The 11,880-nt window shown below is 66.2% G+C and carries 12 protein-coding genes; all 12 read left to right on the top strand.

The genetic code is table 11. The features are described 5' to 3' along the window. Positions 1 to 982, top strand: a 982-nt coding sequence (locus tag PHP91_RS15435) for a glycosyltransferase (RefSeq protein ID WP_300142699.1), incomplete at its 5' end; no start/stop codon positions are given. Positions 983 to 1,144: 162 nt separating this feature from the next. Next, on the top strand, positions 1,145 to 1,924 hold the full coding sequence (rpsB, locus tag PHP91_RS15440; RefSeq protein ID WP_300142702.1) for a 30S ribosomal protein S2: 780 nt from the start codon (positions 1,145 to 1,147) through the stop codon (positions 1,922 to 1,924). Next, on the top strand, positions 1,924 to 2,760 hold the full coding sequence (gene tsf, locus PHP91_RS15445) for a translation elongation factor Ts (protein ID WP_300142705.1): 837 nt from the start codon (positions 1,924 to 1,926) through the stop codon (positions 2,758 to 2,760). The genes rpsB and tsf overlap by 1 nt, the downstream gene beginning before the upstream one ends. 99 nt (positions 2,761 to 2,859) lie before the next feature. Continuing rightward, positions 2,860 to 3,582, top strand: a complete 723-nt coding sequence (gene pyrH, locus PHP91_RS15450) for a UMP kinase (RefSeq protein ID WP_300142708.1) — start codon at positions 2,860 to 2,862, stop codon at positions 3,580 to 3,582. A gap of 1 nt (position 3,583) precedes the next feature. Then, entirely contained in the window at positions 3,584 to 4,138 is a 555-nt protein-coding gene (gene frr, locus PHP91_RS15455; protein WP_300142711.1) for a ribosome recycling factor, read from the top strand. 20 nt (positions 4,139 to 4,158) lie between these two features. Further along, on the top strand, positions 4,159 to 4,860 hold the full coding sequence (gene uppS, locus PHP91_RS15460) for a polyprenyl diphosphate synthase (protein ID WP_300142714.1): 702 nt from the start codon (positions 4,159 to 4,161) through the stop codon (positions 4,858 to 4,860). Between the two features lie 91 nt (positions 4,861 to 4,951). After that, on the top strand, positions 4,952 to 5,773 hold the full coding sequence (locus tag PHP91_RS15465) for a phosphatidate cytidylyltransferase (RefSeq protein WP_300142717.1): 822 nt from the start codon (positions 4,952 to 4,954) through the stop codon (positions 5,771 to 5,773). Positions 5,774 to 5,786: 13 nt separating this feature from the next. Continuing rightward, entirely contained in the window at positions 5,787 to 6,992 is a 1,206-nt protein-coding gene (dxr, locus tag PHP91_RS15470) for a 1-deoxy-D-xylulose-5-phosphate reductoisomerase (protein ID WP_300142720.1), read from the top strand. 47 nt (positions 6,993 to 7,039) lie between these two features. After that, a complete protein-coding gene (gene rseP, locus PHP91_RS15475) occupies positions 7,040 to 8,098 on the top strand; it encodes an RIP metalloprotease RseP (RefSeq protein ID WP_300142723.1) in 1,059 nt (352 codons plus the stop codon). After that, on the top strand, positions 8,073 to 8,861 hold the full coding sequence (gene tsaB, locus PHP91_RS15480; RefSeq protein WP_300142726.1) for a tRNA (adenosine(37)-N6)-threonylcarbamoyltransferase complex dimerization subunit type 1 TsaB: 789 nt from the start codon (positions 8,073 to 8,075) through the stop codon (positions 8,859 to 8,861). Before rseP ends, tsaB begins: the two co-directional genes overlap by 26 nt. Before the next feature lie 3 nt (positions 8,862 to 8,864). Continuing rightward, complete coding sequence (locus tag PHP91_RS15485; RefSeq protein ID WP_300142729.1) at positions 8,865 to 10,442, top strand: hydantoinase B/oxoprolinase family protein; 1,578 nt, start codon at positions 8,865 to 8,867, stop codon at positions 10,440 to 10,442. Positions 10,443 to 10,818: 376 nt separating this feature from the next. Continuing rightward, positions 10,819 to 11,880 (top strand): IS110 family transposase, encoded by a 1,062-nt coding sequence (locus PHP91_RS15490; protein ID WP_300142733.1) that lies wholly within the window; start codon positions 10,819 to 10,821, stop codon positions 11,878 to 11,880.

Here is an 11,880-nt window from a genome sequence, read left to right on the forward strand (position 1 = left end):
CAACCTGGCCGCCGCCCAGCCCGCCCTGCTGGGCGAAACCGGGGCCGCCCTGGACCTCTACCGCCGCTCCCTCGCGCTGGACCCGGACCAGACGCCCGTGGCCCTGCGCCTGGCCGAGATGGAGAACCCCTCCCGGCCCGACACCTCCCTGCCGGGGCAAAAGGACGTCTGCATCTGCCTCTATTCCTGGAACAAGGCGGACGACCTGGAGCGGACCCTGGCCGGGCTGGCGAAAACGGACATCGGCCGGGCGAAAGTCCGCATCCTGCTCAACGGCTGCACGGACCGCAGCCCGGCGGTGGCCGAGGCGGTCCGCGCCCTGTTCCCGGACAACGATTTCGCGGTGGTGGCCCTGCCGGTCAACGTGGGCGCGCCCGCCGCACGCAACTGGCTCGGCTCCCTTCCCGAGGTCCGGCAGAGCGAGTTCGTGGCCTACGTGGACGACGATGTGGAGCTGCCCGCCGACTGGCTGGCCCATTACCTGACGGTCATGGAGCGGTTCCCGAAGACCTCGGCCGTGGGCGGCAAGGTGGTCTTCGGCTCCGAGCCGCGCATGATCCAGTACCTCTACCGCGCCCTGGCCCTGGCCCGGCCGGAGATCATCAAGCTGACCGACGCCTGCCAGATCGCCCAGATGGACTGCGGCCAGTACGACTTCATCCGGACCACGGACCACGTCATGGGCTGCTGCCACCTGCTGCGCATGGCCCACCTGCCGGACGGCCCGCGCTTCGACCTGCGCTACTCCCCGTCCCAGGTGGACGACATCGCCCACGACCTGGAGCTCCGGCTCGCGGGCGGCGAGGTGCGCTACTGCGGCCTGGTCCGCTGCATCCACCACCAGAACACCGGCGGCGGGTTCAAGCGGCGCATGACCCCGGCCCAGCTCGGCCAGGTCCTGGGCAACGACGTGAAATTCTTCTACCGCTTCTCGGAGCGGCTGGACGGGCTACGCGCCATGCTGGCCGAGGCCGAAGCCTGACGACCGGGAAAAGATCGCCCCCTGCCCCTTGCCATTCAAATAAGAATGGGATAAGTACCCCCGACTTCAAACCACACATCCCGCCCATAACTCCGGGTGGCCCGCGGTTGTCGCGGGCTCCTTTCTGGAACGCGGGATGGACGAAAAACCCAGGAGATCACCATGGCTTACGTTACTATGAAGGAGATGCTGGAGACCGGCGTCCACTTCGGCCACCAGACCCGCCGTTGGAACCCCAAAATGCGCCCGTTCATCTTCGGCGCCCGCAACGGCATTCACATCATGGACCTGCAGCAAACCGTGAAGATGTTCGCCACGGCCCATGACTTTATGGTGGACACCGTCGCCCGCGGCGGCAAGATCCTGTTCATCGGCACCAAGCGCCAGGCGCAGGAAGCCGTGACCCAGGAAGCCGAGCGCGCCGGCATGTTCTACGTCACCCACCGCTGGATGGGCGGCACCCTGACCAACTTCCAGACCATCAAGAAGTCCATCGACCGCCTCAAGTCCCTTGAGCAGATGTTCGAGGACGGCTCCATCTCCCGCTACACCAAGAAGGAAGCCGTGGGCATGAACCGCGAGGTCAAGAAGCTGAACCTGGCGCTCGGCGGCATCAAGGACATGGTCGAGCCGCCCAGAGCCGCCTTCATCATCGATCCCAAGCGCGAGCACATCGCCGTCCTGGAATGCCGCAAGCTCGGCATCCCGGTCGTCGCCGTGGTCGACTCCAACTGCGACCCCGACCTGGTTGACTACATCATCCCCGGCAACGATGACGCCATCCGCGCCATCAAGCTGTTCGCCACCCACATGGCCGACGCCTGCCTCGAAGGCGCCGCCATGCAGAAGGACTACGCCGCCAAGGCCAAGGAAGAAGCTTCCGAGGCCCCCAAGGCCGCCAAAAACGTGGAGGCCGAAGCCCCCGCCGAGGAGAAGGAATAATGGCTATCACCGCATCTCAGGTTAAGGACCTGCGCGAAAAGACCGGCGCGGGCATGATGGATTGCAAGAAGGCCCTGGTGGAATCCGGCGGCGACGAGGAAAAGGCCATCCTGTACCTTCGCGAGAAGGGGCTGGCCAAGGCCGCCAAGAAGGCCGGCCGCGCCACCAGCGAAGGTCTGATCACCCCGTTCATCTCCGCCGACGGCAAGACCGCCGTCATCTCCGAGCTGCTCTGCGAGACCGACTTCGTCGCCAAGGGTGACGACTTCCAGGGCTTCGCCAAGGCCCTGGCCGAGAAGATCGCCGGCCTGGACGTGACCAGCGGCGCCGCCGAGGACCTGCCCGCCGACGTGGCCGACGTCACCGACCTCATCGCCAAGCTGGGCGAGAACATGGGCGTGGGCCGCTTCGCCAAGGTCGTCACCGACGGCGTGCTCGGCGTCTACATCCATTCCAACAACAAGCTCGGCGTCATCGTCGAGCTGACCGGCTCCGACGACGCCGACATGGCCAAGGACGTCGCCATGCATGTGGCCGCCATGAACCCGACCTGCATCTCCCCGGACGAACTGCCCCAGGACGTGCTGGAACGGGAGAAGGAGCTCTACAAGCGCCAGGCCATGGACGAGGGCAAGCCCGAAGCCATCGCCGAGAAGATCGTCATGGGCCGGCTGAGCAAGTTCTACAAGGAAGTCTGCCTGCTGGAGCAAGCCTTCATCAAGGAAGACAAGAAATCCATCAAGGATATCGTCGGCAAGGCGAAGGTCGCCTCCTTCCACCGACTCGCACTGGGCGAGGGCGGAAGCCAGGAGACGGACGCGGAAGCCGAAGGCTAGAAAAAAAGAAAACGGGCCTCACGGCCCGTTTTTTTTGTCCAAAAAACATGGTATCGCCTGTGGGCGAGTCGGGAACACAAGTGGAACGACGAGGAGAACATGGGAAAAGCGCGCTATAATCGGGTGTTGCTCAAGCTCAGCGGCGAGGCGCTCGCCGGAGATCAGCAGTTCGGCATCGAGCCGTCGGCCATCGGCCAGTTCGCCAAGGAGATCGCCGAAGTGGCGGCCTCCGGGCTGCAACTCGCCCTGGTCATCGGCGGGGGCAACATCTTTCGCGGCATGGCCGCCAGCGCCAAGGGCATGGACCGCGCCCAGGGCGACTACATGGGTATGCTCGCCACGGTGATGAACGCCCTGGCCGTCCAGGACGCCCTGGAGAAAAACGGTTGCGACACCCGCGTCATGACCGCCATCTCCATGGCCGAGGTGGCCGAGCCCTACATTCGCCGCCGGGCGTTGCGGCACATGGACAAGGGCCGCGTGGTCATCTGCGCCGCCGGCACCGGCAACCCTTACTTCACCACCGATTCCGCGGCCGCCCTGCGCGCCCTCGAACTCCAGTGCGACGCCATCTTCAAGGCCACCAAGGTGGACGGCGTCTACGACAAGGACCCGGCCAAGTTTGCTGACGCGGTCAAATACGAGACCGTCACCTACATGGAAACCCTGGAAAAGCGCCTCGGCGTCATGGACTCCACGGCCATCTCCATGGCCCGCGACCACGACCTGCCGATCATCGTCTTCAACCTGTACCGCGAAGGCAACATCCGCAGAGCCGCCAACGGCGAAAACATCGGAACGATAGTGCAAGGAGGAAACTAGCATGCAAGCCCTGCTCGATGACGGAAAGAAACGCATGGCGGGCGCCATCGCCGCCCTGAAGAAGGACTTCGCCAAGCTGCGCACCGGCCGGGCCACCACCGCCCTGGTCGACGACATCGTGGTGGACTACTACGGTACGCCCACCCCCATCAGCCAGCTCGCCTCGGTTTCCGTTCCCGACTCCCGGACGATCACCATCCAGCCCTGGGACAAGGGCGCCTTCGGCTCCGTGGAAAAGGCCATCATGGCCTCTGACCTGGGCCTCAACCCGGTCAACGACGGCAAGATCATCCGCATCGCCATCCCGCCCCTGACCGAGGAGCGCCGCAAGGAGCTGGTCAAGGTGGCCAAGAAATACACCGAGGACTGCAAGATCGCCGTACGCAACATCCGCCGCGACATGAACGACTCCCTCAAGAAGCTGGAGAAGGACAAGGAAATCAGCGAGGACGAGCGCAAGAAGGGCGAGGCCGATGTGCAGAAGATCACCGACGACCACGTCAAGCTGAGCGACGACACCATGGCCGCCAAGGAAAAAGAAATCCTCGAGATCTAAGGATATCCCTTTTGGAAGACATGCACATTCCCGCCCATATCGCCATCATCATGGATGGCAACGGACGATGGGCGAAACAGCGCGGGCTGCCCCGGACCGAAGGCCACAAGGCCGGGACCGAGACGGCCCGCGCCGTCGTCACCCGCTGCCGGGAGCTCGGCGTCCGCCACCTGACCCTCTACACCTTCTCCAAGGAGAACTGGTCGCGCCCCAAGGACGAGGTAAAAACCCTCTTCGGACTGCTGACCACCTTCCTGAGCCGGGAGGAAAAGAGCCTCAAGGAGCAGGGAATCCGCCTCCGGGTCCTGGGCGAAATCGAGGGCATGCCGCTCGCCGTCCGCCAGGTCCTGAAGCACGTCATGCGCCAGACCGCCGGTTGCGCGGAGATGACCCTGAACCTCGCCCTGAACTACTCCGGGCGCGAGGAGATCCTGCGCGCGGCGCGTGCCCTGGCCGACAAGGGAATGAAAGGAGACGAGATCACCGAGGAGGCCTTCGCCGCCGAGCTCTGGACGGCGGGACAGCCCGACCCGGACCTGATCATCCGCACCAGCGGCGAGCTCAGACTCTCCAACTACCTGCTTTTCCAGTGCGCCTACTCGGAATTCTACTTCACCGAGACCTACTGGCCCGACTTCTCCTCCGAGGAGCTGGAGGCGGCCATCCGTGACCTGAATGCAAGGGAGCGCCGCTTCGGCAAGACGGGCGAGCAACTGGCCTAACCGACATTTTTGCAACTAATCCGGTTGCTCCCGCATCCCAAATAGCGTAACCGAGTGTCAGTCATGTGTGAATGCGGGCGGTGAGCGCCCGATGCCGAAAGCACTTATGGATATCGCCCTACACAAAAAACGAATCGCCACCAGCGCCGCGCTTGCGCTCATCCCCGTCCTGGCGCTGCTCTTCCAGGGATGGGTCCTGTTCACGGCCCTGGCCCTGTTCAGCGTCTTCACACTTTGGGAATTCTACGACCTTTTCCGCTCGCAGAAAGGCATGAAGACCCTCAAGAGCCTGGGGGCGGCCTTCACCTTCCTGCTGCTCGGGGCGTACACCACGGAACGGATGGACTATCCGGCCCTGATCTTCCTCATCGGATTCTGGACCAGCGCCCTGACCTTCCTCTTCCGCTACGGCAAGGACGTCAACGCCACCTTCCGCCAGACCATGATCTTCCTGGCCGGACTGGTCTACATCCCGCTCAACTTCCATTTTTTGCTCGATTTCAATCGACCCGAGTGCGTCCTGGTAATCGGCGCGGCCGCGGTTTCGGACACGGCGGCCTTCTACGCGGGCAGCCTGTGGGGCAAGAGCAAGATCTGGCCCCAGATCAGCCCCAAGAAATCCTGGGCGGGCAGCCTGGGCGGCCTGGCCGCCTGCATGGCCGCCACCATGGCCTTCGGCCTCGCCCTGGGCAACGGCGCGGCCATCTGGCAGTGGCTGCTCCTGGGAGCGGCCCTGAACGTGGCTGCCCAGTTGGGCGACTTCTTCGAGTCCGCCCTCAAGCGGTCCATGGACGTCAAGGACTCGGGGAACATCCTGCCCGGCCACGGCGGCCTGCTCGACCGGGTGGACTCCCTTCTCCTGGTCATCCCGGTGTACGGCCTGGTCCGGCTGGCCCATCCGTTCTTCGAATAACCGCAGGCGCGCCGTGAAAAGCTACATTTCCGCCTGGCCCAAATCCGCCCAGCTCCCGGACTTTCCACGCTCCCTGGTCATCCTCGGCTCCACCGGCTCCATCGGCGTCTCGGCGCTGAAGGTGGTGGCCAAGCACCCGGAACTGTTCACGGTCACGGCCCTGGCCGGAGGGCGCAACGCCGCCCGGCTGGCCGAGCAGTGCGCCCGCTTCCGACCTCCCTACGCCGCCGTGCTCGACGACGCGGTCCGGGCCGAATTCCTGGCCCTGCTGCCCGACGGCTACCGCCCCGAGGTCCTGACCGGGCCCGAGGGCTACGCCGCCCTGGCGGCCCTGCCCGAGGCGGAGCTGATCCTCTCGGCCATTGTGGGCGCGGCGGGCTTCGCCCCCACCCTAGCGGCCGCGCGGGCGGGCAAGATGATCGGCCTGGCCAACAAGGAATCCCTGGTCCTGGGCGGCCACGTCATCCGGGCCGCCTGCCGCGAGTCCGGGGCGGTGATCCTGCCCGTGGACTCGGAGCACAACGCCCTCTTCCAGGGGCTGTGCGGCCACGGCGAAGCGGACGAGGAGATTTCCCGGCTCATCCTGACGGCCTCGGGCGGACCCTTCCGGGGCAGGGACCACGCCTTTCTCTCCACCGTCACCAGAGCCCAGGCCCTGGCCCATCCCAACTGGAGCATGGGCGCCAAGATTTCCGTGGACTCGGCCACGCTGATGAACAAGGGGCTGGAGATCATCGAGGCCTGCCACCTCTACGGCCTGCCCGTGAGCCGGGTGGACGCCGTGGTCCATCCCCAGTCCATCGTCCACTCCCTGGTGGAGTTCGTGGACGGCTCGCAACTGGCCCACCTGGGCACCCCGGACATGCAGGTGCCCATCGCCCACTGCCTGTGCTTTCCCCGCCGGGTCACCGTGGACGTGAAGCCCCTGAACCTGGCCGCCGTGGGCGCCCTGACCTTCGAGCCGCCGGACCCGGTCGCCTTCCCCTGCCTGCGCCTGGCGCGCGAGGCCTTCGACGCTGGGCCGAGCCACGCCATCGCGCTCAACGCGGCCAACGAGGTGGCCGTGGCCGCCTTCCTGGAAGAGCGGATCGGCTACCTGGACATTCCGGCCGCCATCGAGGCGGCCCTTGACCGACACGTCCCTGTGGACGTATCCACCCCGGAGGCCATCCTGGAGCTCGACCGCGCCGTCCGCGCCGAGGTCCTGGCGGCACTCTAGCATCCCCGCCGCGCCGCCCACGGGTCGCGCGGCCCGGAGAGGAACATATGCTGACAAGCACCATCGCCATCGTCCTGGTCCTGGGCGGGCTGATTTTCTTTCATGAGCTGGGGCACTTCTCCGTGGCCCGCGTCTTCGGAATGGGCGTCAAGACCTTCTCCCTTGGCTTCGGCCCCAAGCTCTTCGGCTTCGTCTCGGGCCGGACCGAGTACAAGCTCTCGGCCATCCCGCTGGGCGGCTACGTCTCACTGGCCGGCGAGGCGGGCGAGGAGGACGAGGGCTTCCCCGACAACCAGCTCTTTTCCATGCGCCCGGCCTGGCAGCGCATGTGCGTGGTGGCCGCAGGGCCGATCTTCAACTTCCTGCTCGCCTTCCTCATCTACTGGTTCCTGGCTCTGGCCCAGGGCGAGGGCATCCTCCTCCCGGTGGCGGGCGGCGTCATGCCCGACAGCCCGGCGGCGGCCGCAGGCTTCAAGACCGGCGACCGCGTCCTGTCCATCGACGGCCAGCCCATCGAATCCTGGACCGACATGGTCATGACCATCCGGGGCGCTGGCGGCAGGGAGCTGGCCATGCGGGTGGACCGCCAGGGCGAAACCCTGACCCTGCGCGTCACCCCGCACGTCAAGACCTTCAAGAATCTGTACGGCGAGGAAGAGACCGTCCCGGTGGTGGGCGTGCTCCAGGGCAACGTGGTGGCCTACCGCCCCGTGGAGGGCTCCACCTTCGTCCTGGCCATGGAGACCACATGGTTCCAGTGCCGGGCCGTGCTCAAGGGATTCGTCGCCATCATCGAACGGCTCATCCCGGCCAAATCCATCGGCGGGCCGATCATGATCGCCCAGCTCATCCACCAGGGGGCCCAGTCCGGCGTCTACGCAGTCCTGGCCCTGGCCGCCGTCATCTCCATCAACCTGGCGATCCTGAACCTGTTGCCCATCCCGGTGCTGGACGGCGGACACATCCTGTTCAACGCGCTGGAAATCATCTTCCGGCGGCCCCTCAACGACAAGTGGAAGGCCATGGCCATGCGCATCGGCCTGCTCTTCCTGCTCTCGCTCATGGCCCTGGCGATCTTCAATGACTTCTCGCGATTGCTCTCATAAGCCGAGCGGCCTCACCCTGGCCCTGGCCGGGTGCGAGGACCGCCTCCAACTGGCCCTGGGCGACCCCGGACCGGACCGCGCGCTTCTGCTCGCCTCCCGTGAATGGACCGTGCCCGGCCAGTCGGTGCGCTTCCTGCTCCCCGGCCTCGACGAGACGCTCCGCGCCTTTGGCGTGGGCATGGAGGCCGTGGCCCGCATCGCCTGCGTACGCGGGCCCGGCAGCTTCACCGGCCTGAGGCTGGTCCTGGCCGCGGCCGAAGGGCTGGCCGCCGGGCGCGGGCTGCCCCTGGCGGGCCTGGACTACCTGCCCCTGCTGGCCGAGGGCCCGGCCCCGGCGGACCGCCCGCTGCACGTCGTCACCTACGCCCGGCGCGGGCTGGTCTACCTCCAGTCCTTTGCCGCCAGCGACCGCGCGCCCCTCGGGCCGGTCCTGGCCCTGCGTCTCGAAGACGTGCCCGGCCACCTGGACGCGGCGGGCGAAAACGCCCTGCTCCTGGGCTCCGGCCTGCGCAAGAACGCCGAATTCTTCGCCGATCTGGCCGCCGGACGGCCCGGCTGCGCCCTGCTCCCTCCGCGCTTCGACGCGCCCTCGCCCCAATTGCTCCTGGACGCGGCCTGCCGGGCCGAGTTCGGCGCGGACTCCGTCGAGCCGGTCTACGTCCGCCCCTCGGACGCCGAGGAAAACCTGCCCAACATCGCCCGCCAGCGAGGGCTCGATCCCGACGAGGCCGTGCGGCGGCTCGACGAACTCCAGCGGAGCTGAGCCATGGCCATCAGCCCGATCCTCCTCGAAGTCTTCAAGAACCGTTTTGCTTCTATCGCCGAGGAGATGGGCGTCACCCTGACCCAGACCGCCTTCTCGCCCAACATCAAGGAGCGGCGCGACCTCTCCTGCGCCGTGTTCGACGCGGCGGGCGACATGATCGCCCAGGCCGCACACATCCCGGTGCACCTCGGGTCCATGCCCCTTTCGGTCCGCTCGGCCATGGAGGCCGCGCGTGCGGACGGCGGGTTCGCCGAGGGCGACATGGTCATGCTCAACGATCCCTTCCGGGGCGGCACCCACCTGCCGGACATCACCATCGTGGCCCCCGTCTTTGCGGAAGAAGGGGCCGAGCCCGCCTTCTACGTGGCCAACCGCGCCCACCACGCGGATGTGGGCGGCATGGCCGCCGGGTCCATGCCCCTGTCCACCTCCCTGTTTCAGGAGGGACTTATCATCCCGCCCGTTCGCATCATCCGCCAAGGCGAGATCGACCGGGGGCTGCTCCGCCTGGTCCTGGCCAACGTCCGCACCCCGGCCGAGCGCGAGGGCGACTTCGCGGCCCAGTTCAACGCCAACCGGACCGGCGTGCGCCGCCTGGGCGAATGCCTCGCCAAGTATGGCCGGGACACATGCGCCGCCTACGCGGCCGCGCTCATGGACTATGCCGAGCGCATCACCCGAAGGACCATTGGGGCCATCCCGGACGGGACGTACCATTTCGAGGATTTCCTGGACGACGACGGCCTGGGGACCACGGCCATCCCCATCCGCCTCGCCCTGACCGTGAAGGGCGACGCCGCGAGCCTGGACTTCCGCGAGTGCGGCGACCAGGCGGCCGGGAGCGTCAACGCGGTCCGGGCCATCACCCTGTCCGCCGTGCTCTACGTGCTGCGCGCCCTGACAAAGGCCGACATCCCGGCCAACGCGGGCTGCCTGCGCCCGGTCGAGATCCTGACCCGGCCCGGCTCCGTGGTGGACGCCCGATTCCCGGCGGCCGTGGCGGGCGGCAACGTGGAGACCTCCCAGCGCATCGTGGACGTCATCCTGGGCGCGCTGGCCCAGGCCCTGCCGGGCCGCATCCCTGCGGCCAGCCAAGGGACCATGAACAACATCACCATCGGCGGCGCGCACGGGCGCGACGGCCGCCCCTTCGCCTACTACGAGACCCTGGCGGGCGGCATGGGCGCGTCCCCGCGCGCCAACGGCGAGTCGGCGGTCCACTCCCACATGACCAACACCCTGAACACGCCGGTGGAGGCCCTGGAATACGCCTATCCCTTCCGGGTCCGGCAGTACGCCGTCCGGCGCGGCACGGGCGGCGACGGCGCGCGCCGGGGCGGGGACGGCCTGGTCCGCGAGATCGAGCTCCTGGCCGACGCCGAGGTCACCGTGCTCTCCGAACGCCGCGTCCGCGCCCCCTACGGCCTGTCCGGCGGCCAAGACGGCGCGACGGGCCGCAACGTCCTTGTCCGCGACGAAACGCCGCGCGACCTGCCCGGCAAGTTCCACCTCACGGCCGGAAAAGGCGACCGCATCCGCATGGAAACGCCAGGCGGCGGCGGACACGGGGAAGAGTAGCGGAAGCCGACTTCCTCGGGACAGGACGATCCATCTCCCTCCGGGGGCTCAAGAACCTTTTGTAAAAGGTTCTTGAGAATCTCCCAAACTTTCTGGTTCCGCTTCGCGGGGGGGGGGATCACTAGGAAATGAACTCCCCCATTGATTGAGAATTACCCTCCTCCCCGTGCCTCCAAACAGCGAACACCACCCTTTGGTCAACACGCGATAGCGCAGCCAAAAAGTTCTGGAGAGTCCAGAGAACCTCTTTCAAGAGGTTCTTTGGCCGCCGGAGGCATTGCGTGCTCCGAATGGGGGAAAGTAAAAATACCATGTCGGCACTCCTGAGTTTTGCTGGTAACGACACCAGTAGAACCAAAACAAACGGGAGGCCGACATGGCGAAGCTCAAGGTATCATCAGTCCATCGGTTTGTAGAAGCTTTTCGTGGCGAAGAGATTTGGATCGGCGTTGACGTCCACAAACGCAGCTACAGCGTAGGGCTTCTCAGGCCCGACGGCATGGTGAAGGATTGGACCTGTCCAGCAGACAATCAGGCCCTGGTCAGGACGATTCTGTCCCTGCCCGTGCGGATTGGTGCAGTTTGCTACGAAGCCGGACCCACGGGATTCGGCTTGGCGCGAGCACTTGAGCAGGCCGGAATCCCGGTCGTCGTCGCAGCCCCGAGCCGTATCCCCCGCCCGGTTGCGGCAACCAACAAGACGGATAGCCTCGACTGCCGCAAACTGGCTGAACTGGTTTCATCGGGTCTTATTCGTCCGATTTCGATTCCTACCGAGGCCGAAGAGGCTTTTCGATCCCTTCAACGCAGACGGCATCAGCTCACGGATTCACTTCGCAAGGTGAAACAGCGAATTCGCGCGTTGTTCTTGAGTTTCAACATCCAGGAGCCGCCCGGTATCGACAAGTGGGGCAAAGCCGCAGTTGCCGAAATCGCAAGAATTGAACTTCCTCATTGCGCCAACGAGACCAAGGCGAGTCTTATCCGGGAGTTGCATTACCTTAAATCAGCTCCGCAAGAAGTGGACGCGTTGCTGCGCCTGCACGCCAGGGAACAAGACGAGGCGCGACGCATCGCCGCCATGAGGTCCGTTCCCGGCGTCGGCGAGGTGGTGGCGACGGCCTTTGCGGCCGAGATCTACCGGCCCGAGCGCTTTAGCCGCAGCGAGGAGGTGACGGCCTATCTCGGCCTGGCTCCGGTAGTCCGGCAAAGCGGCGGGGGGAAGGGAAAGTCGTTTATCCGTCCGGTCGGACAACGCCGCTTGCGAAGCCTGCTCGTGGAGGCGGCCTGGGGCTGGAAGCAACGGGATGAATGGGCGCGGGAGTTCTACAATCGGATTTTGAGCCGACACGGCGTGCCGCAAAAGGCGATCACCGCGCTGGCTCGAAAGCTGGCCGCTTTGCTGTGGAAGCTCAGCTTGCCTCCGGCAACGGCCTGA

The sequence above is a fragment of the Pseudodesulfovibrio sp. genome (genome assembly GCF_028692895.1).
GTDB lineage: Bacteria > Desulfobacterota > Desulfovibrionia > Desulfovibrionales > Desulfovibrionaceae > Pseudodesulfovibrio.